13 protein-coding genes are annotated in these 22,058 nt (G+C 63.7%); 7 read left to right on the top strand and 6 right to left on the bottom strand.

The window, feature by feature from the left end; genetic code table 11:
• Positions 1 to 2 precede the first annotated feature (2 nt).
• The 3 genes from O7601_RS25290 (at position 3) to O7601_RS25280 (ending at position 6,110) form a co-directional block, all read left to right on the top strand.
• Positions 3 to 1,238 carry a restriction endonuclease subunit S gene (locus tag O7601_RS25290; protein WP_281567028.1) on the top strand — a complete coding sequence of 412 codons (1,236 nt, stop codon included), beginning with the start codon at positions 3 to 5 and terminating at the stop codon, positions 1,236 to 1,238.
• On the top strand, positions 1,235 to 4,357 hold the full coding sequence (locus O7601_RS25285; protein WP_281563588.1) for a type I restriction endonuclease subunit R: 3,123 nt from the start codon (positions 1,235 to 1,237) through the stop codon (positions 4,355 to 4,357). The genes O7601_RS25290 and O7601_RS25285 overlap by 4 nt, the downstream gene beginning before the upstream one ends.
• A gap of 604 nt (positions 4,358 to 4,961) precedes the next feature.
• The gene (locus O7601_RS25280) at positions 4,962 to 6,110 is read left to right on the top strand and encodes a hypothetical protein (protein ID WP_281563587.1); all 1,149 of its coding nucleotides are present in this window, start codon (positions 4,962 to 4,964) and stop codon (positions 6,108 to 6,110) included.
• A 235-nt stretch (positions 6,111 to 6,345) separates the two neighbouring features.
• On the opposite strand, the gene O7601_RS25275 is transcribed toward O7601_RS25280, so the two are convergent.
• Positions 6,346 to 6,594 (bottom strand): transposase, encoded by a 249-nt coding sequence (locus tag O7601_RS25275; protein WP_281563586.1) that lies wholly within the window; start codon positions 6,592 to 6,594, stop codon positions 6,346 to 6,348.
• A gap of 631 nt (positions 6,595 to 7,225) precedes the next feature.
• On the opposite strand from O7601_RS25275, the gene O7601_RS25270 reads away from it, so the two are divergent.
• Positions 7,226 to 9,424: a hypothetical protein gene (locus O7601_RS25270; RefSeq protein ID WP_281563585.1), complete on the top strand. Its 2,199-nt coding sequence runs from the start codon at positions 7,226 to 7,228 to the stop codon at positions 9,422 to 9,424.
• A gap of 222 nt (positions 9,425 to 9,646) precedes the next feature.
• On the opposite strand, the gene O7601_RS25265 is transcribed toward O7601_RS25270, so the two are convergent.
• Positions 9,647 to 10,573, bottom strand: a complete 927-nt coding sequence (locus O7601_RS25265; protein ID WP_281563584.1) for a recombinase family protein — start codon at positions 10,571 to 10,573, stop codon at positions 9,647 to 9,649.
• Positions 10,574 to 11,098: 525 nt separating this feature from the next.
• Here O7601_RS25265 and O7601_RS25260 point away from each other — a divergent pair.
• A complete protein-coding gene (locus O7601_RS25260) occupies positions 11,099 to 12,295 on the top strand; it encodes an IS110 family transposase (RefSeq protein WP_281563583.1) in 1,197 nt (398 codons plus the stop codon).
• 111 nt (positions 12,296 to 12,406) lie between these two features.
• On the opposite strand, the gene O7601_RS25255 is transcribed toward O7601_RS25260, so the two are convergent.
• Both O7601_RS25255 and O7601_RS25250 read right to left on the bottom strand, forming a co-directional pair.
• Entirely contained in the window at positions 12,407 to 12,607 is a 201-nt protein-coding gene (locus O7601_RS25255) for a transposase (protein WP_281563582.1), read from the bottom strand.
• Between the two features lie 292 nt (positions 12,608 to 12,899).
• Entirely contained in the window at positions 12,900 to 17,108 is a 4,209-nt protein-coding gene (locus O7601_RS25250) for a DUF3883 domain-containing protein (RefSeq protein WP_281563581.1), read from the bottom strand.
• A gap of 228 nt (positions 17,109 to 17,336) precedes the next feature.
• Here O7601_RS25250 and O7601_RS25245 point away from each other — a divergent pair, with 228 nt between their 5' ends.
• A complete protein-coding gene (locus O7601_RS25245) occupies positions 17,337 to 17,861 on the top strand; it encodes a hypothetical protein (protein WP_281563580.1) in 525 nt (174 codons plus the stop codon).
• 109 nt (positions 17,862 to 17,970) lie between these two features.
• On the opposite strand, the gene O7601_RS25240 is transcribed toward O7601_RS25245, so the two are convergent.
• Positions 17,971 to 19,077, bottom strand: a complete 1,107-nt coding sequence (locus tag O7601_RS25240; protein WP_281563579.1) for an EcsC family protein — start codon at positions 19,075 to 19,077, stop codon at positions 17,971 to 17,973.
• Between the two features lie 261 nt (positions 19,078 to 19,338).
• Positions 19,339 to 20,549 (bottom strand): IS3 family transposase gene (locus O7601_RS25235; RefSeq protein WP_281562163.1). Its coding sequence is split into 2 segments (ribosomal slippage): positions 19,339 to 20,249 and positions 20,249 to 20,549, totalling 1,212 coding nucleotides; the frame shifts between segments, so codons are not numbered across the junction.
• Positions 20,550 to 20,766: 217 nt separating this feature from the next.
• On the opposite strand from O7601_RS25235, the gene O7601_RS25230 reads away from it, so the two are divergent.
• The gene (locus O7601_RS25230; protein WP_281563578.1) at positions 20,767 to 21,525 is read left to right on the top strand and encodes a hypothetical protein; all 759 of its coding nucleotides are present in this window, start codon (positions 20,767 to 20,769) and stop codon (positions 21,523 to 21,525) included.
• Positions 21,526 to 22,058: the final 533 nt, after the last annotated feature.

Raw genomic sequence — 22,058 nt, 5'->3', positions numbered from 1 at the left:
ACATGATCCGCGATTTAGTCCAGGAACTCTGCCCAGGCGGCGTCGAATTCAAGACACTTGGAGACGTGGGTAAGCTCATCCGCGGGAACGGGCTGCAGAAGAACCATCTTACAGACGCGGGCGTGCCGGCAATCCACTACGGCCAGATCCATACCATCTATGGCACGTGGGCGACCGAAGCGGTCTCGTTCGTGACACCCGAGTTCGCCAAGAGGCTCCGCAAGGCCATGCCTGGTGATCTCGTTATTGCCACGACGAGCGAGGATGACGAGGCAGTCGGCAAAGCCGTCGCGTGGTTAGGTGCGGCCGAGGCTGCCGTGGGTGGCGATGCGTTCGTTTACCGCCACACCCTCAATCCGAAATTCGTGTCCTACTTCTTTCAATCAGAGCAATTCCGGAACCAGAAGAGAACTGGGATCACCGGCACGAAGGTGCGACGCATCTCGGGTGACAAGCTGGCGAAGATCAAGATTCCAGTCCCGCCCAAGAGAGTCCAGGACGAAGTCGTCCGGGTGCTGGATCTGTTCAGCGGTGCAGTCGCTGGTCTCAAGGCTGAACTGGATGCTGAATCCATTTCCAGGCGGCTGCAGCATGCGTACTACCGGGACAACTTGTTTACCTTCCATAGCGCGGATGTCTATTTCGTGCCAATGGGCGAAGTTGGCGATTTCATCCGAGGTCGCAGGTTTACGAAGAGCGACGTTGTAAGCGAAGGCATCCCGAGTATTCACTACGGTGAGATCTACACAACCTACGGCATCGCCGCAGATCAAGCCGTATCCCACGTTCGCGAGGACCTGGGGCCTCAACTGCGGTATGCCAAGCCGGGCGATGTCGTGATCGCGGCGGTCGGCGAAACTGTAGAGGACGTGGGTAGGGGGGTCGCATGGCTCGGCGCAATGAACGTTGCCATTCACGACGACTGCTTCCTCTATCGCTCAAACGTGTTGGACCCGAAGTTCGTATCCTACTATCTGAGGACCGATGCGCACACTCGGGAGAAGGCCAAGTACGTGGCGCGAGCCAAGGTGAAGCGAATGTCTAGCGAGGGCTTGGCGAAGCTCCCTATTCCGGTGCCTCCGCTCAAGGAGCAGAAGCGGATCGTCGCCATCCTCGATAAACTCAACAGTCTTACGGCAGATATGGCTGTTGCACTGCCTGCCGAGGCCAGTGCCCGACGCCAGCAGTACGAGTTCTACCGCGACCGCCTCCTCGCATTTGATGAGTTGCCGGCATGAGTGAGAGGGCGGCAAAACACTTCGAGCCGATTGCTGTCAGTGCCGAGAGTACTGTCATCGCGGAGTTCCTTCCTGACCCCTCAACCGCCACAGCCTATCAGTCTGAGGCGGATCTTGAGCGGGAATTCATCAAGCTTCTGCAGTCACAGGCCTACGAGTATCTGGATATCAATTCTGAGGCCGACATGGTTGCGAACCTCCGCATCCAGCTTGAAACACTGAACGACATCAATCTCAGCGATGCCGAATGGAAGCGACTATTCACTGAGAAAATCGCCGGACAAAGCGACGGCGTGGCCGAAAAGACCATGCGCATTCAGGAGGACTACGTCCAGATCCTGAAGCTGGACAACGGAACGACCAAGAACATCTGGCTTCTCGACAAGACCAACCTTCACAACAACCGGCTCCAGGTCATCAACCAGTATGAGATCGGTGCGGGCCAGGGCGGCGCCAAGCACGCCAATCGCTATGACGTAACCGTCTTGGTCAACGGCCTTCCGATGGTCCACATCGAGTTGAAGCGCCGTGGAGTCGACATCCGTGAGGCCTTCAACCAGATCAACCGCTATCAGCGTGACAGCTTTTGGGCTGCTTCGGGTCTCTTCCAGTACGTGCAGCTGTTCGTGATCAGCAACGGCACGCTGACCAAGTACTACAGCAACACGACGCGCATTCAGCACCTCAACGAGTCGAGTGGCAAGAAGCGCGCCAAGACGACCTCGAACTCCTTCGAGTTCACTTCGTGGTGGGCCGACGCGACCAACACACCGATCCAGGACCTTGCTGCGTTCGCCAAAACCTTCTTCGCGCGCCACACGCTGCTTAACATCCTGACCCGTTACTGCGTGCTCACTGCCGGCGGCAGCGCATCGGACCGATTGCTGCTGGTTATGAGGCCATACCAGATCGCCGCCACCGAGCGGATCCTGAAGCGCATCGAGGTCGCCGTCAACTATAAGAGACTCGGCACGGTGGCCGCAGGCGGCTACGTCTGGCATACCACGGGTTCGGGCAAGACCCTGACGAGCTTCAAGGCGGCCCAGATCGCCAGCCGGCTGCCGACCGTTGACAAGGTGCTGTTCGTTGTCGACCGCAAGGATCTCGATTACCAGACCATGCGTGAGTACGACCGGTTCGAACGGGGTGCGGCCAACTCGAACACCTCCACTGCGGTTCTCAAGCGCCAGATCGAGGACCCTAATGTCAAGATTATAATCACGACAATTCAGAAGCTCTCGACCTTCATCGCAGGCAACAAGGGTCACACGATCTACGACGGCCACGTCGTTTTGATCTTCGACGAATGTCACCGCTCGCAGTTCGGTGACATGCACACGGCAATCACCAAAGCGTTCAAACAGTACAACCTCTTCGGCTTCACCGGCACGCCGATCTTTTCGGTCAACGCCAGTAGTAGAGGGAATCCGCGCCTCAAGACCACCGAGCAGGCGTTCGGCGAGAAGCTTCATACCTACACGATCGTCGACGCGATTCGAGACAAGAACGTTCTGCCGTTCCGGATCGACTACGTCAATACCATCAAGGTCGCGCCGAGTGTCGACAGTATCAAGCAGGTGTCGGCCATCGACACTGAGAAGGCATTGCTTGCACCGGAACGGTTACGTCAGATCGTCGACTACATACTGGTGCACTTTGACCAGAAAACGAGGCGGACGAGTGGCTACGTCCATATGGTGGTAGCGAACGTTGGCGAAGTCGCGTCGGGCAGGAATCGGATCAGTGAGGTCAAGGCCGCCAGCCGTGTCCGCGGCTTCAACGCGCTGTTTGCAACGGCCTCGATTGATGCCGCCAAGCGCTACTACGCCCTATTCCAGAAGCAGCAGGAGCAAGTACCGCCTGACCGCAGGCTCAAGGTCGGCGTCATCTACTCCTACGCGGCCAATGAGGATCTCGACGACTACCTCGACGAAGAAGGCTTCGAGACAAGCGCCCTCGATCAGTCCTCGCGCGACTTCCTTGATGCGGCCATCGCCGATTACAACGCCATGTTCGGTACAAGCTATGACACATCGTCGGGCAAGTTCGAGAACTACTACAAGGATCTCTCGCTGCGGCTCAAGAACCGTCAGATCGACCTGGTCATCGTCGTGAACATGTTCCTGACCGGCTTCGACGCCACCACCCTGAACACCCTGTTCGTCGACAAAAATCTGCGCAGCCACGGTCTGATCCAGGCTTACTCGCGTACCAACCGGATCCTCAACTCGGTCAAGACCTACGGCAACATCGTCAGCTTCCGAGACCTTGAGGAGCAGACCAACGACGCCATCGCACTGTTTGGCAACAAGGACGCCAAGGGTGTTGTCCTCCTCAAACCGTACGCCGAGTACTACAGCGAGTACGCCGAGAAGGTTTCGGAGCTGCTGAGGCAGTACCCGCTAGGCCAGGTCATCCTCGGCGAGTCGGCACAGAAGGCGTTCATCGCCCTTTTTGGTCAGATCTTACGCTTGCAGAACATCCTGGTCTCGTTCGACGAGTTCGCTGGCAATGAGATTCTGACCGAGCGTCAGAGCCAAGACTACCGCAGCGTCTACCTCGACCTCTACGCCGAGTTCCGTAAGGGCAGGGACAGTGACAAGGAGTCGATCGTCGACGACATCGTCTTCGAGATCGAGCTCATCAAACAGGTCGAGATCAACATCGACTACATCCTGATGCTCGTCCAGAAGTACCGCGAAGCCCGCGGCGATGGTGAGGACAAGGAAATCCGCGCCAACATCACGCACGCCGTAGACGCCAGCCCGAGCCTGCGCCTCAAGAAGGACCTCATCGAGGCGTTCGTTGATTCGGTCTCCGCGACAGGCGACCTCGACGACCAGTGGGCTGCTTACGTCGCCAAGCGTCGCACGGAAGAGCTTAACGCGATCATCGCGGACGAGAACCTCCGCCCTGACGAGACCCACGCGTTTATCGCGAAAGCCTTCCGCGACGGAGCGATTCAAATCGGCGGTACGGCAATTATCAAAGTACTACCGCCGGTCTCGCGCTTCTTGGCGGACGGTGGCCACGGCGAGAAGAAGCAGCGCGTGATCGAGAAGCTTGGCATATTCTTCGAGCGGTTCTTTGGCCTCGGTTCTGGTCGAGGCGAGGAGTAGGCGTCACGACAGCGTGCACTGGGAAACCCCCAAGACCTCAAAGGCATCTTGCGGTCCGATCTAAAATCACCGGAGTATGCTCTCGCCCGGTGCTCGGTGATTAGCCTTGCGGCCAGCTCGATCGCGACGTCCTTGCCATGAGCGCTGCCGGCTGCCAGGGTGGCCGCGTCCTCGACCACCGGCCGGACGTGTCGGGGCATGCCATGCCCGATCTGGGCCAAGCTGAGGGCATCTGCGTGACGGATCCGACGGCAACCGCTGGCGGGCTGCCGGTACGACAAGCTCTGCGGTCGGCAGCGGTAGGCTGGCGCGAGCGCATCCAGCAGATCGACTAGCTGGTCGGTAAGGTGCGACTCGTCCAAGACCGCGCCGAGCATGTCGCGTGGCAGCCCGACGCAGGCGGTGCGCTGGCCGGATCAGGGTCACAGCGCGTCCCGCGACCTTGCCGCGTTCCCGGCTCAGCACCACCGTGTTGGTGCTGTCAACTTGTGCGTCGAGGGCCTCCGTCGCGGAAAGATGCCGATCCTGCGGCCGTGGTCGGGGAGCGTTGCCGGTCGATGGCGCGGCCTCGGCAACGAAAGCGCGTGATGGCAGGATGAGGCGCGTGAGTAGCGCCGGGGACGGAGCAAGGGCTGAGGTCGAAGCGTCCGCACAGCTTGGCCTGCTGATCGCACGAGCTGACCTCGGGTACGTGTGCGCGGCCATCGAAGGAGACGTCGTCGAACGAGGACTTGTCTTCCTTCAGCATGCTGTTTTGGTTGCATTCGAGGCGCATGCCTTTTGCGCACGGCAGCTTGGAATTGCCATGCCGGACCTCCTATGGGATCCGGCGCTAGCGGCTGCAGCGCGCACACGTGGCAAGTTCTTCGACGACAGCCGTCGCGACATTGAGAAGTTGGCGGGAGACATCCGCTTGCTCGCAGATTCAACACGGGCTTCCTTCCGAGAGGGCAGTCGACGGCGCTTGGCTCGACTCCTTGGCATCCATAATCCCGACCTTGCTGTGCTGAGCGTGCGTCAGACTCCGGTGGCGACCAGCATCAGCCTCGCTTTCCATTCCGGGAACCAGGTTCCTGGACCCAACAATATTCAAGCGGCGAGACGAGTCGTTCACGACCTCGCCGCGGGTGTCGGCCAAATGGTCGAGGCGCTCGGCCTCGCCGAGGCCAAGCACAGTTCGCCTGCAGGCGAACTGGATTCGGCCTGGGTCTGGGGTGACGGTGACTCGCAAGAATGCTATTTACAAGCGTTCTCAGGAGACGTACCCGAACGATACGTCCCACTCCTACTCATGCTTCAGAACGCTGTCGCCACGGCCGCGAGCGTCGCCACTTCCAACTGCTGCAGCGATTGCCGTTTTGCGGCGTTCAAACACCGGCTCGTCGTCGCACATCATGCCGTGCGGTCACTCGCGAAGCTCAACAATACCCCGTCTCTAAACAAAGCGACCCTCGCGCGATTGGAGTCTCTGCTCGATGATCCCGGACTGGCTGAGGTACTCCGCCTGCGATCCCTTCGAAACGGGCTTGTCCACTTGGGGCTTTCTGACGTTCCTTCAGGAGCATTCACGGCGGGTGATCCCGTCGAGGGCGTTATCATGCACTACGCGTCTGGGCGGAGATACGCAGACATCGACGCCCTGGTCAACCGAGCTCTGGCTTTTATTAACGGTCAGCTGACTGAGTGGTTGTTGACACCTCCGGACGGAGGTGTCGGCTTCGCCGGACTGCTGCGGCCACCTCCGACTGCCTGAATCTCGTCGCTGGAACGCACGGAAGTGCCGCCGTCGGTGCGCAACACCAAACTCGAAACCGCCACGCGTGCGATTCGTAGTGCCGCAGCAGGGAACCGCACCCACCCGAGCCAACCGGGCTGGTCGACGTCAAGACCAGACATCCGCTCATCGCAAGTCGGACACCGACCAACACGCAAACCGGTCACGGCAGGCCCGACAAGCTACAGAGGTTGAAAGGCTGAGGTTCGGGTCGTCACGGTAGTTCGGGGTCGAGGGGCATGCCGGTGTTGGCGAAGAAGCCGGCGGGGAGATCGGTTTGTTGCTGGCAGGCTCTTAGCCGTTGTCTGAGCAGGTCGGCGAGGTGGTCGAGGCCGTTGGCGGTGATGTTGGTGAGGCCGCGTTTCATCCAGCGCCAGACGCCCTCGGCAGGGTTGAGGCCGGGCGCGTAGGCGGGCAGCCGGATCACGGTCAGCCAGGTCCGGGCGGCGATCAGGGCGTGCATGCGGGCCGGGCGTCACGCTCCGCTGCAGGTGGGGCGACCTGCCACCCGCCGCCGGCAACGCGAAGCATGGCGGCATACGTGATCACCCTCGCCCAAAGCCGCGATTGCTACGTATCGCGAGGCGGGCGTAGCGATGGCTTGCTGCGTCACTACGATGTGGACCGTGGACTTGGAGGCGTTGTCGTGGATCGGTGGCATAACGGGCGCCGCCACAGGCATCCTTGCACTCGTCGTGAGCGTGCATTTCACTCGGCGTGCTACCCGAGCGGCCGAGACAGCTGCGGCTTCGGCTTGAAGTCGTACGCCGACAGCGGCTGAGTTCGAGGGCCGTTTGACGGACCATGGCGGTGCGTAGAGCCCTAGTCACGGCAGGCGCCGACCACCGCCAGGAAATCCAGATGAGAGCCTGGTCCAGGCGGACGTAAGCTGGTAGCCCCGCGAGGTTGACGCGGCTTTGACCTTGGTCACAATGGAAGCGTGGATGGGGCACAAGAGGAGCATGGGCCGAGCGGACGCGCGGCGAACTAGGATCCGCGACTCTGTGGAGGTGTTGGAGAGCAGCCTTGGGCGGATCGCTCGGCACGGGCAGTACATCACGATGGAGGGCGTTGGGTCTCCCGAGGAGCGTGCCGTGAGAGTGGTCGAGATCCTGGGGCAGCGCGAGGAGTTGCGTCAGCTCCAGGTCGACCGGCGGGTCCGGCTTGTCGAGGTTCTTCAGGAGGCAGATCCAGCGGATCTCCTTGGTTTCCTCTCCCTTGGCTATCTGATGTTCGATCCGGACACGTTCCGGGAGTCCGAGAATGATCGCTCGCCGGCGCACCTTGAATACTTGGCGCTCCAAGTCCTGGGTACGGGCATCGTGCGCCGTGAGGGTGTTGACCCAATGCGGCAGCGCGAACTGGCTGGCGAGGCAATCGAGCTGGTCCGGGAGATGTTCGACACGGCGACCTGGCTGACCATGCTCGACGCGATGGAAGCCCGCCGCGCTCGTCCAGACGACGCGACTGTTGAGTATGCGCTCAAAACTCGAATGCATTCGATGGGCGTCCGGGGAACCGGGTACGCCGAGCATCTGTTGTGCGTGCTCCATGGCTGCCTCGCCCCGTTCGACACCGAGTGCCGCAGGATCCTCGGGTTCACCGTCGGTGACGCACTCACGTTGTTCGAGGCGATCAGGTCGGTGACAGCAAAGCGGCTGGAGCTACGCGGGCGCGAGGCGGGTGCGGCTCGCCGGGAGATGGAGCGAATGCTCAAGCGGGCCCGTCGGCGTCGCGATGTGAGTGGCACTCCATTTCCGGTGGCCGTTTTGTCGATGACGCCCACGCAGGCAAAGCAGCAGATCGTGACCCTCATGTCGGCGTGGGTTTTCCTGGATGCCAGGTCGCTCGCCGTGATCACCTGCGAAGACCTTGCCGAGGAAGCAGGGCTTGACCTGCTCACATGCCAGGCGTTCCTCGATGCATTCACGTGTCCGCCGTCGGAGTTCAACGTCGACCACCACGCCTATCCTGTGGGTGCGCACCCCATCACCCTTCGGCCAATCCTCAATATGGGTGACGGCTACCTGCTGCCCGCTCCGTCGACCGCCATCGAGGCGATCAGGCCGTTGATGGAGGATGCTCTTCACAAGGAGAAGCGCGTATGGGATCGATACGTTGCGTCGCGTGGCGACTTTGTGGAGCTTGAAGCCACGAAGAGGCTCGTCGATGCTCTGCCTGGTAGCGAGTGGTGGACAAACGTCAAGTGGTCCTCGCCGACCACAAATAGTGATCTTGACGGGCTTGTTCGTGCGGATGACCTTGGCGTCCGGATACAGTGCAAGGCTGGCCGAATGACCGCACCCGCTCGCCGAGGGTCGTCCGACCGCATGGTTCGCAACCTGAAGGACCTCATTCAATCCGCCGCAGAGCAGCATGAGGACCTGGCGACGGAAATCAGCGCGCATGGCAGTGCAGCGCTGGGTTTCACCGACGAACAGGCGCAAGCGCTCGCCACGCCACTCCGGATCGAGGTTGTAGTCTGCCTCGACGATGTGACCGTCTGGGCGACCGAAACCCACGCGCTGCGGAAGATCGGGACTCTCCCGGCAGACAGACACGTCCCCTGGGTCCTGTCGCTGACCGATCTGATGGCCGTCACCGACCTTCTTCAAGGCAGCCAGCTCGGTCACTACATGCTGCGCCGCCAGCGCCTTGAACGAGATGGTCGTATCCAGACGCACGATGAGCTCGACTGGGTCGGCTACTACATTGCGAAGGGCCTATTCTTCGACGACTATTTCGATGCCGAGCACCCGCCCGACGCATTCCGCCTACTGAGCTTCACAGAGATGATTGACGACTGGTACTTCACCAGGCAAGGTGTCCGGACCGTCCCGGCGGACAAGCCGGAACAGCCGATCCCGCCAACGCTGAAGCAGCTTCTGCACCGGCTGGAGACACGGAGACCGGAGCACTGGATGCTGGCCGCAATCGCGCTGCTGGACGGAGACGATGACTCGCGCGACAAGTGGGATACCGGACTACGACATGTCCAGCGCAAGGCCCGAGAACAGGGGTGGTCCAACATCACTCAGGTGTTCGCCGACAGGCTCGGAGTCACCGTCATGGCTGACTTCCGGCTTATGCGCCCACAACTCGACGACATGCTCACCAACCACTGCCGAACCAAGGCATCTGACCTTGAACTGCCCAACTGGATCGGCATAGCCGAAGGCGTAGCGGGTAGCCTGGCCGTCGCAGTCATCGAGGGCAACCCAGGGCTTGGTGAGATTTTCATGCGTCCCCCACCACGACGCGTAGACTCCGACGCGGGCGTGCAGACGCCGTGACCACCCGGATAAGATCACGGCGTCGCCGCGCCCACCGCTGAACGCCTCGGTGGTCCTGGCGTCACTCCCGTCGAGAAGTTGTAGTTGGCCGGAAACCCCGGGACGATTCGGCGCCCGCCCACGCGTATCGCTACGCCAACATGACATCCATATCGGCCACGGGCGGATATGGGAATTTGGTTCGTGTTGGGCCTCGGACACGTTAACCCCCACGGATGGTCTTCACGGTAGATGGAGCGTCTCGGTGGGGGTTTCTGCTGTCCTGCGCTGGTGCGGGATCGCGGGTAGTCGATGCGCGGTGGCCGCGTCGGAGATCTTGGTGATGGTCAGGGTCCCGCCGATCGCGCAGGTGACGTGGAGCTCGTGTTCGAGTAGCGCGTCGGTGACCGTGGGGTCGGCGGCCGGGATGCCGATCCATTCGGCGAGTTGTGTGATCGCTTTGGCTTCGTGGATGTAGACGTTGCGCGGCCGGGGCGCGTCACCCGTTGAGGCGGTGCGGTGGCCGTGGCGGCAGCGGTAGGCGGCGTGCTTATTGACCCAGTGGGCGTCAAGGATCCGTCCGCATTCCTGGCAGCGGATCAGCCCGGTGAGCAGGTGGCGCCCGCTCGCGCCGTCGGCCGGTGCGAGCAGGGCGTTGGCCTGTTGGGCGGCGACGAAGTCCTGCTCGCTGACCAGCGGCGGATGCGCGATGTCCCGGAAAATCACCCATTGCTGCATCAGGTTCCAGCGGCGTGCCTCCGACTGGCCGAGGAGATCATCGGCGGCGTCGAGTGGGCCGCGGTCGGTGTGCTGCCGGTTCCAGACCTGCCGGCCGGTGTAGCGAGGGTTGGCGAGGATCGCCGCCACCGTGCGTAGCGTCCATCCCGTGCCGCTGCGGTGCGGGTTGCGGCCGGGATCGACGCGGGACGGGCAGGGCACCTGCCGATCGTTGAGGTCGCGGGCGATTCCGGCGATGCTGCGGCCGGCGAGGCGCTGGGCGAACATCCAGTGCACATGCGGTGCAGTGGACGGGTCAGGTTCCAGCCGGTGGGCCATGCGTCCCCATTTGGCGTGTGCCCGGTTCGGGTGCGGGCCCGCGTCGGCCAGCCGGTAGCCGTAGGGCGGTCGGCCACCGAGATGCCGGCCTTGCTCGACCACCTGGGCGCGCATCGCCGCCTTGGCCCGAAACCGGGAGCCCCGCCGCTGCGGACCGCGTCTCCGGGCCGTGAGGAACGCCAAGTGCCCCGCGCTTTATTCAAGTTGCGAGTGTCGGTGACCCGACAAAACCTCGAGCGCGGGGATGCTGCACTGGTCAGCGGTCCGGCTGGTGCTACGAGTGATCAGTTGACGATGCTCGCGTAGGTCGCCGGACGCTTGTCGAGCCGGATGTGACGGTGGGGTTGACCCGGTTTGACGGACAGGGTCGATAAGTGGATCTCACGCTACCTTGCTGGTTGGCCTGCGGAAATGGGCGGTCCTACCTTCTTGATCGTGATGACCGCCCTGTTCGTAGGGTTGGCTCATCCGGGGGTGCTGGGTGTGGCTTTCATCGGGTTGCCGTTCATGGCTCAGGAGACCTGGCCGCCCAGCACCCCGCGACGACTCGGCCGCCGATTGGGAGTTGCGAGTAGATCGCTGTGTAGGACCATGCCGGCGAGGTCGTCTGCGGACCGACGCACCAACGAGCTCGTGGAGGTGACCGTGCCCAAGGTGTGGGCCGGCGTAGATATCGGCAAGGCACATCACCACTGCGTGGTTGTCGACCAGAACGGGGACCGGCTGCTGTCGCGGCGAGTGGCCAACGAGGAAGGGGAGCTGCTGACGCTGCTGGCCGATGTGCTGGCACTGAGCGACGAGGTCACGTGGGCGGTCGACGTGGCCGACGGCGGTGCGGCCCTGCTGATCGCCTTGCTGATCAACCATGACCAGCGGCTGGTCTATATCTCTGGTCTCGCGGTGAACCGGGCCGCCGCCGGCTATCGCGGAACCGGCAAGACCGATGCCCGCGACGCCGCGGTGATCGCCGACCAGGCACGAATGCGCCGCGACCTCAACCCGGTGCGTCCGGGAGACGAGGCGACCGTCGAGTTGAAGATCCTCACCGCCCGCCGCAGCGACCTGGTAGCCGACCGGACCCGCACCATCAACCGACTGCGCGAGCAGTTGTTGAACATCTTCCCCGCGCTGGAACGCGCCCTGGACCTGACCAACCACGGCCCGTTGGTGCTGCTGACCGGCTACCAGACCCCCGCAGCTCTTCGCCGTGCCGGCGTCGCACGGTTGCAGACCTGGCTGCGTAACCGCAAAGTCCGCTCGGCCGACACCATCGCCGCCACCGCTGTCGAGGCCGCCAGCCGGCAACACACCGCCCTGCCCGGCGAGAGGCTCACCGCCCAGATGGTTCACACCCTCGCCGAGGAGGTGATCGCCCTCAACGAGAAAGTCAGCGAGATCGACAAGCTCATCGAGGGCCGGTTTCATGAGCACGAACTCGCCGAAGTGATCTCCAGCGTGCCCGGCATCGGCGCGCTGCTCGGCGCTGAGTTCCTGGCCGCCACCGGCGGCGACCTCGACGCCTTCGGCACGCCGGACCGGCTGGCCGGCTTCGCCGGTCTGGCTCCCTCGCCCCGCGATTCCGGACGCGTCAGCGGCAACCTGCACCGCCCACGCCGCTACCACCGAGGCCTTCAGCGCGTCTTCTACACCTCCGCGCTGATCAGCATCCAACGCTGCACCGAGTCGCGGCGCTTCTACGATCGCAAACGCGGCGAGGGTAAACGGCACACCCAGGCCGTACTCGCACTCGCCCGCCGCCGAGTCAACGTCCTGTGGGCACTCCTGCGTGACAGACGGTGCTACCAACCCATACCGCCTGCCGCTACCGCGGCTTGACAACGTCATTGGGAGGTCTCCTTCGCGAAGAAAGCCGTGGCCCGTTTCAGGATGTCAACATCCTCCCGCAACCGGCGGTTCTCCCGCCGCAACCGCGCCAACTCGTCACGCTCATCGCTGGGTCAACCCATCCGACCGGGTGCCGGCGTCGAGGTCGGCCTGCCTGACCCACTCCCGCACCGCGGTCTCGGTCAGGTCGAAGTCCCTCGCGACCTGCGCTACCGTCCGGTCACCCCGCCGGCACACCTCGACGATCTCCGCCTTGAACTCCGGCGTGAACGCCCGACGCGGCCGACGTGGTTTCTTACCCATGCCTTCCATGATGAACACCCTCCCGAGAAGCACACAGCCCCTCTGAGCTGGGATGTCCGTCAAACCGGGTCAGGCCCACAACGGCAAACCTCGGTGATGTGTAGGAGGTTAAGGTAAGTGGTGGTCTGCGCGGCGAGTGGCGCAGCTACTACCCCGCCAACCTGACTCTTGTCTGGGCTAGGGCTGGCGATAGTCGAGGAGCGTATGTTGTCGACTCTTGTCAACGTTGCGCAGCTTTACGGCTGCTGACGAACTCGCAGGCAGAGCAGTGGGCGACACCGGGCGGCCAAAGTCACTCGGGCGCAGCGAACCCGAGTGCCATTCGTGCCTGGGACAGCAAGAGCCGCCCTCGGCCGTCTTTGATCTCGCTGAGCGGGTCGGCGACCCTCGTGATCATTGGTGCGGAGGAGTCGGTCCTAGTGACTCGGTAGATGTAGTAGCGGTTGCGATGCAGGGCAGCCTCCAGTAGTTCCGCATGGGAGATGTAGAAAGGCTCGCCAGGGTTGTCCGCTTTGGTGGCCTTCACTTCGATGTAGATCGTCTGGTCATCGTCATCGACGCTGCGGATATCAAACGGGGCTGTCTCGTAGTCCTTGGACACCCAGACAACCCGGTTCGGGTCCTTGCCCGCGGCTTGTAGGCGCGCGCGCTCTTTGGTGAACACGATCTCTTCACCGCGTCGACCCACCCGGCGTTTGTCCGCTTCGCTTTGCAGGGTCGGAGCGGGGCCGCCGCCACCGAAGCCGCTCGAGTGCGTCGAGGAAACCTTCCCGTCCAGCGGACTCAACCGGCCATCGACGATGTGTACGTGCTCGTAATCAACCTCGGCAATCTGCGGTGGGGTCGGCTTCTGAGCGTCGGGTGATCCAGAGTCGTTGGGTGGTGCTGTTCTGCCCGATGGTGCAGAGCTCCCGGACAGCACTGGACTGTCGGCAGGAGCCTCGGTCGTGCCCGCCGCTACTGCTGGTCGCGAACGGATGATATCCGGTTCGCCAATCGAAGCTTCAAAGCTCTCGGACAGCGCGTCGAGCTCCTCGTCATCGGCCAGCCCGAGTAGATCGCGAGCCTCGTTGACGTCCTCGGGCCGAATCTGCCGGTCGGCCATCATCCGACGGCGATCGTCGTATGCCGTGGTGAAGACCATCGTGATGGCGTCAGCCAAAGTGGGCACGCCAAGATGCTGGGCAAGCTGCCTGCCGAACGGGAACCAGTGCGGTTCACCGGTGTCTCGCTCCAGTTCGAGGTACGCGGTGCCGATCAGGTGGTGGCGCGCGCTACGCCGTTCCGCGATGAAACAGGTAGCATCCTCACGTTCGATGCTGTGGCCGTCGTGTTCATACCGCAGCACGAGACTGTCACAGATCACAAGGTCTAGCCTGGTGAGGGCGTTACGGGCGATGTTCTCGGATCGGCTGTTTTCGGCCCGGACCAATGCCAGAACGTACGGTTTGGCCTCCGCGATCGTCCTCGATACCCCCCGGTGGACATCGTCGCCGAAGTGTTCGCCGTACGGCACAGGTGTTGTGGTGACTGCGTCGTCCAGCCTGGTCAGCGAGAGGTATCGCACCAGCCGGCCGAGCCGCTGGTCGGCATTGAGCACCGGACGCTGCTGTTCCCAGGTCTCACGCAACAGTGGGTCGTCGGTGTATGGCGGTCGTGCGACGAACAAGGTCCGCCCCCCATGCCGCGCAAGTACTCGGACCGAATCCGGATCGGCGTGTGACGGCTCGTCGGTCAGAACGTCATCAAGGGCGCGGACGACCCACCGGGCTGCTAGGTCGATCTCACGGTTGGTTTGCCCAAGGCGGTCCGACTCCTCGGCGATGTCGGCCAGCAGCTTAAGCAGGTCGGCGACCGCGGGCCTGCTGGCGTCGGTCACACCCAGGGCATGGGACAGTGCCAAGCCGCCCTTGATCTTGAGCATCGGCGCGCTGATTCGGGGGATTCGCTCCAGGATCCGCTTGGGCATCTCCCGGGCGCCGATCCAGGCGTCGCCAGGCAGGGCTAGTTCGGCCGTGGTGCCGCGGTGTACGGGCAGCCAGCGCTGAGATTGCAGGGTATAGGCGAACAATGACGGGCACTGGCGGTCGCGTTCCCCGCTGTGCTGCGACTGGCTGCAATGAAACACTGCCACCATGGCGGGCCCGTAGACATCACCCCAGCGCAGGGCCAGTTGCCGCCAAAGCGCCTCGAGCCGCTGCCGGTCAAGGCTCGTAATGAGATCCTCGTGGCGGTCCAGCCGATAGGAAACCCGTAGCTGCTGGGAGTATGCGTGACCCTGTGGGCAGATTGCGGTCGCCTGGACAGTTGGCTGCGCGCGCCAGGCGCTGAACATGGCCGCGCCTTTGACATGGTCTGAACCCGCCAGCGGATAGCTGGCGGAGCTACCGGTCTTCGCCTCGTAAAGTCGCGGGTGGTCCCGTACGCCTAGCATCTCGTAGAAGTCCCGGTCGATGCGCCGCTGCTCGGAATCGGTCGGAGGGTCTGATGCCAGGAACTCGGCATTCCCGAACGGCCCATAGATGACCTCAAGGTCGCCTGAGCCGGTCCAGTTCTCGCCGAAGTAGAGAGAACCTGCGGGGCGCAGCTCCCGACGCTCGCCCGCCACCGTGCGAGCCTGCAACAGGACGCTACCCAGGGCTGGCGCCAACGCTTCACTTCCTGACAAGCGAACCTGGTGATAAGCACGCATCCCCGCCATAGCTCGGCCACGCAGTTCCGGCTCCTCGTCCGGATTCGTCAGAATTGCGAGGAGGAAGTCGCGGATGAGATCCCGCCATTCGAAGGGCCGGACACCCAGCTCCTTAAGGAGCGCCTCCGCGCCGTCGACCTCCGGCACCTCTGCGATTGGCACCGGAAGATCGAGGGGAATCGGCGTATGACCACGGGCTCTGGGGAAGAACACCGGCTGCTTCGCGGCAACCATCAGGGCGCCGTCCACCGTCAGCACGCACGGCACGTCGCGGAGCGCGGGCAGCAGCTGTCGACCGGCCCGTTCCCGCCACTCGGCGAGGAAACCGTAGTAAGCCGCCGCACTCTCGAGGTGCGGTGGCCGTAGGACTGCGAGGAACCCTTCGACACTCATCGGCTCGACACCCACGTGTCCCGTGAGAAACGACCGTACCGAGGCCAGCTGCTCGATGTCTGGACGTAACGTTCGCTCGCCGTCGATGTCGGCCAGCTCATGCGCGATACTGCAGTTCGGCAGGGTCTCCGGAAGCAAACTGACATCGACAGGCTGGGCCAGCGAACCGTCAGCGACTGGCAAGAACGGCGCCCTAGACAGGGCATCCTGCCAGCGGCTACGCAGGATTTGCCCAGCGCCCGCGCTGGCCGGGGCGACAGCAGGTACAAGGGCGATGACTGCTGCCGTCGAAGCGTTCCAGCGCCGCACCACGTCGGCTGCGACCCGCTCGACCGACGCGGCCAGGTAATCGAGAAGCATCTCGTTGTACGGCTGAGCTTCCGGCGCGGTGCTCAGCTGACGCCGGTCCATACCCAGAACCCACTCGGCGTGGATCATGAGGTGCAGGCCCGGATCTTCATCCGTGGGGAAGTACACGTGCAGAGGGAACGTCTCGTCGGTACGCGGCTGGCCCGCTCCGTCGAGCGGTACGGCCACTGCCCAACGCACCGTCGTGACGTCTGCCCACGCCTCGCCAAGAGGATCCAGAACATCGGGTGCCGGTCGCGCCTCGTGACGGTAGATCAGCCACTCCTCGGCGCCGGTCCCGGTGTGGAGCGACACCCGCTCCTCGCCGTCGACGCTCGGTCGTGTCACTCGCGCCGAAAAATCTGCGGCGGTGCCTTGCAGATCGAGGTGGTCGATCCCAGGCAGGAAGAGCAGCAGACGCGGCCGAAGGTACGTGACCAGATGTTTGGCAACCGTCTGCCGGTCAACCCCGACCCGCAGGGGCAACCGGATGACCGTACGGAACCCCTCATCCCGTAGGCGGCGTACTTCGTCGGCGTCATGCTCCAGATCGGCCACCGTGACCGGGAACGGAAACGCATAGATCGGCAGCCGCTGGCCGGTGGGCAGGTCTCCCATGATGGCGGCTACTTCTCGGCGCAGCCGGGCGCCGTCGAACTCGAACGACGTCTGCGCCGAGTAGATCTGTGGTCGGTCGGTGATCTCGCCGACGGATTTGAAACCGAGCCCTTTGTGCCCCACGGCCGTGCCCGGCCCTTTGGAAGACCGTCCAAGAGAACAGATCGCAGCGACGTGCCTGTCCTCGAAGCCTGACCCGTCATCGGCGACTATCAAGGCCGTCTCGGTGAGTAGGAAGGACGCCCGACCCCGGACACCGCCGTCGACCGCTGCGTCGTTGGCATTTTGCAAGAGCTCGAACGGATAACGGCCGGAGTATTGCTGGCGGATCAGCTCCTGGGCGCCGCCGCGCTCGTCGAGGATTTTCAGCTCGGTCTCACGAAGATCCTCGCCTACGTGGAGCCGGATCGACGCGAGCTCCTGCTCGCGCAACTTTGTCGCCTGGTCCATCCCGGTACCTCTCCCCCCGGAGCTTCGCATGAAGGATGCCGCATACCTACGACAGTCAGGCGGTAGCAGTGCGAGCTGGTGCATGCGACGTCCGGATCCCCAAACGCCGATAGCCAGCGACCACGGACCCGTACCGGCAGCAAATAACGCCGCCGCCGACACAGTATCCCGGTGAACTCGAGGATGCGGCATGAGAGAGCGTCGGGCTGACGGCACTATGTTAGGCGTGTGGACGAAGAGGGGGACGACGACTACACACTCAAGTCAGCGGACGCCGGCCGTATGGGGAAGGCTGCTGAGCACCTGGTCGCTGCTTTCTGCATCCTCGCGACGCGAGGGGCTCTCAATGTGTCTACGTCGCTGGTTGACGATGAAGGTGTTGACCTTGTCTTTCATCGGCGGGGGTCCACGGCAACGCTGGCCGTGCAGGTGAAGGCTCGGATGTCCGACAGCAAGAGGATCCAGTCCGAAGGGTTCGTCGCCTTCGTTCGATCCCAAACCTTCGCGCCCCGAGACGATCTTGACATGCTGTTCGTCGCGATCGACGTGGTCCACGGCATCGTGATGAAGGCATGGCTCGTACCCAGCAAGGACTATGCCGACACCCTTGGCGAACCCAATAGCCGAGGGCGGTACCGCTTCAGCGCGTCGATGAAGGACGGTTCCAACGATCGCTGGAAGCCCTACCGCTTGGAAGCGCCAGAACTGCCACGTGCGGTACTTCGTCGGCTGGAACAACTAGAAGGCGTATAGATCCGTTGCCGCCGAGAGAGTTGTTGCTCGCGGTGGAGTGGCACCGTCGAGGATGACAGCCGCCCGGACTCGCCAGTCCGCCCGACGTGTCGGCGGCATGCGGTGAGGCTCAGCGTAGGTCGGGGCCGCCCTCCTCGGCGAGTTCGTCGAGCACACTGAACTTGTCGTCAGCGTCGTCCTCGACGAACGACTCCAGCGGCTCCTCATCACGCAGCTGCGGGTACTTATCCAGGAGGAACCGCCGCCGGTACGCCATGTCGGCGGCGTCGACGATTCCCTCCAAGGCGGTCCAGTTGAGGGTGCCGCCGACCAGGATCCCGGCGACCGGTACGACCTTGCCAAGGCCCTTCTTTGTGAGGCTGCGGCCGAATGCCTCTGAAAACTTCACGGCGACCCGGGAGACAACCGACTCGTTCAAAACCTTCCATGTCTTGCCCCGGACAAGCGCCTGGGTGAGACGCGAGATGTCGGCCAGGGCGGCGCTCTTCGCGCTGGTTGACATGGCCGTTCCGGCGTTGACGACGGACAGCACGAAGAGTTTTTCGACGGGCTCCTCGGGGTCGTAGCCGTACAGCAGTGACACATGGCCTACAGCACGTGATGCCAGGCCGAGAACAACAGCGGCATCGCCGGCGAAAGCGCCGAAGATAGCACCTCCCGACGGCGCCGCCGCGGCACCGCCGGAGACTGCGGTCACCAGCTCGCCTCCCGAGATCACCAGCCCCGCAACCATTCCTGATCCTGCGGCGGTAGCCGGGTAGTACCAGCTCAGTGCGCGTCCGCGGACCGCGTGGATCTGCTCGAGGTCGAGGCGCCGCAGGTCGGAAAGCTTGGTGACGTCGTGCCCGCGCTTTTGGTGGCGTTTCACCACCTGCTTGGGGGAGAGCCCCGCTCGCGAAATCTTCGCCACCGTGCGTTGCGTCGAGCCCAGAGCGGTGCCCCTCCAGTCCGCCGCGCTGGTGGGAAGGACGCTGGCAGCCTTGCGAGCCCCGGTGCCAAGGGTTCTCGCACCCTTGGCGACGATGCCGCGCCCCCGCGACACGGCTGATTGGGCTCCCGGATGGTTTTCCAGATAGGTCGCCGCACGGCGACCGAGTGCCGCGGCCCCGTTGGAGACGCCCTCGCCGGCGTTGCGTAACGCGGCCGACAGCGGTCGGCCCTTGAACTGCTGGATGTCCCGCCATGCCGCGAGCTCGTACTCCGAGGGTTCTGCCATGCTGCCCAGGTTAGTGACCAGAACGCCGCTTCTGATCGGGTAGGCGGCGAAGTCGACATTGGCCCAATCGACCTCGCGCGGTGGTGCAGGGCTACCAATCGACCCAGCCGTGGGCGGTGACCGATACGTGCGTGGGACCGGGCTTGTCGATGTGGAACCGTCTGCTAAATTTCCTCTGGCTGCTCCGTGCCAGCCTGTCTCGTCCGTGCACCCCTTGGTGGTTGTGCCCGGGGGGCTTACCCCCGGATCTTGGACACGGGGTTATGCGGCGGGGGCCAGCATAGCGGGCGTCGTTCGGATGCGGTTCTCGTAGGTGATCGGGGATTGTTGTCCGAGCCCCGAGTGGCGGCGGACGGTGTTGTAGCGGTGCAGCCATCGGAACGAGGCCAGGCGTGCTTCGCGTTCGTCGGTGAACGCTCGGCGGCCTTGCAGGGTCTCGCGTTTGAAGGTCGCGTTGAAGGCTTCGGCGAGGGCGTTGTCGGCGGAGCTGCCGATCTTGCTCATCGACTGCCGAACGCCGGCGGTGGTGCAGGCGGCAGCGAAGGCATTGGACGTGTATTGAGCTCCGTGGTCGGTGTGCATGATCGCCCCGTGGAGGCTGCCGCGGGTCCGTTGCGTGGCGTGCAGGGCGTCGATGACCAGATCAGTGCGCATGTGATCGGCGATCGCCCAGCCCGCCAAGCGTCGTGAGTGCAGGTCGATAACCGTTGCCAGATAAAGGAATCCGCGTTCACCGACCGGTAGGTAGGTGATGTCGCCGACGTAGCGCTGGTTCACCGCCTCGGCGGTGAAGTCCCGGCCGATCAGGTCCGGTGCCTTCTGCGCGGCGGGGTCGGCGATGGTGGTCTGCACCCGCCGGCGCAGCCGCAGGCCCTGGATCCGGTAGCGGCGCATCACCCGGGCCACTTTCTTGTGGTTGACCCGCTCGCCCCGGTCGTGGAGCTCGGCGGTGACCCGTGGCGCGCCGTAGGTGCCGTCATGACGGGCGTGCACAAGGCGGATCCGGGCGGCCAGAGCCGCGTCCGCAGCGTCACGAGCAGTTCGCGACCCGGCGGTGGCCTTCCAGTAGTAGAAGCTGGACCGGGCGATGTTCAGGATCTGACACAACCGCTTCACGCCGTAGCGTGCCTGGTGGTCGGCGACGAACTGGAAGCGGTTCACCAGCGCGTCTCCCCGGCGAAATACCGGGCCGCCTTCCGCAGAATGTCCCGCTCCTCCTCCAACTCGCGGACCCGGCGCCGCAACTCGGCGTTCTCTTGCTCGACCGAGGCGGCCTCGCCGCCGGCCACGGCCGGCCGTGGCGTACGCGCACCGCCGCCACGACGCTCGTCGTCGAGCCGCACCCAGCTGCGCAGGGTCTCCCGGTTCACACCCAGGTCATCAGCGATCGAGGCGATAGTCGCGCCCGGCCTGGACCGATACAACGCGACCGCCTCGGCCTTGAACTCGGGCGGATAGTGCTTATTCACCATGATCTTTCAGGACTCCTGACTCCCAGGACCATCACGATCCCAGGTTCAAGTGTCCAAGATCAGGGGGCAAGGCCCCGGGATGCTCCGGCCCGCGCCGGGGCATCTGCCGTGAGGCGAGGTCAAAGGGTCTACGACTCGCCGCCAATCCGCCATACTCGCAAACTGCGATGTCGAACTTCGGGTGGAGGTGCGCGGGAACCTTCACGGAGGAGATGTCGTGGCCCGCAACCGAGCCCGTAAGGCTGACCGTCGCGTGAACGCGATCGAGGCAGGGGTGTCGTATAGCAAGGCGTCGACGAACCGGCGCGACGACAGCCTGCAGCTGTGCTGGGAAGGGTGCCAGTCGCAGTACCTGGCCTGGCACAACGCAGCCGGATCGATGTCCTGGTGCGCGTGGGGTGATCACCCGGTCTGCATGGACTGCCAGCGCCACCCGGTCATCGACGAGTTCACTGTCTGCGCGGACTGCGCCGCCGGGGCATTCGCCGCCGAACAAGCCCACCGCCGCGCCGAGGAGCATCGGGAGAACCTTAAGCGGTGCCGCGGCGAGTGCATCTCCGTCGAGCGTCTCCTCGTCCGGACGCATCCCGGTCAGGGTGCAGACCTGGCAGACTCCGCCTCGTTCACGTGTGCGCACTGTGACAACTTCCTCTGCCTATCGTGCACCTCGATGCCGGTCACCGACTCGCTGGATCTCTGCGGCCCGTGCGGCGACGCGGAGATGGCCGGGCATATGCTTCTCGACGACCTGCCCTGGGCCGGGCACCGCCGCAGTGAGATGCGCGCCGAACTCCTGAGTCTCGTCGCGTCGATCAGGCGACTGTCCGGGTTGCCGTTCGACGTGGTCAACGGCCGTCTGAACCAGGCCATGAAGGTCGCCCGGCGAACCGACGCCGACGCCGAGCAGTTGTGGGCCGGGATCCGCGCCGCCCGGTTGTGGCTGAGCGCACTCACCGCATCGCACCGTGACGCATGACTGGGTGCCTGCCTGCCTGATTAGTGGGTGGCGGCGATCGTTGCAATGGTCAACGGTGCCCCCGTCTACCCCCGAAAACCCCTGCCGAGGGTCCACTGTGGGCGACAGGCGTTGATAAGCCGACTTTCGCGTCTGTGCAAGTCAGCGACGGATCCTGATGATCGATGACAAGTTGATGAGCGTGACGGTCGGTAAGCGTAGGTTGACGGTTCGATTGTCGTCTCGGCACGAGGGTTCCGTTTCGGCGCACCAGCCAGGGGGCCAGGCGAGGTGGTCGGCAAGATCCGCATCACCAGTAGCTACCGTCCAAATTCGGTAATTACGTCATTGTCCATGCGCTGTGGCGGTGGGGCGGCGGTATCGATCACCCCTCGGACACAGTTTCCCCGCATATCTGCGTGATGTGACGTACCGGTGGTCAAACCCGTTTGACCACCGGACTCCAGTTCCCAGCGTTGTCTTCCCCGCCTCGTCTCGGGGGTGGTCGTGGTGACTACCCGGGTCGTGGCAGCGGTTGTACCGCCCTCGGTTCC

Source organism: Verrucosispora sp. WMMD573, assembly GCF_027497175.1.
Classification (GTDB): Bacteria; Actinomycetota; Actinomycetes; order Mycobacteriales; family Micromonosporaceae; genus Micromonospora.
Note: the sequence above shows the minus strand (reverse complement) of the source record. Positions and strands in the feature narration are given on the sequence as shown.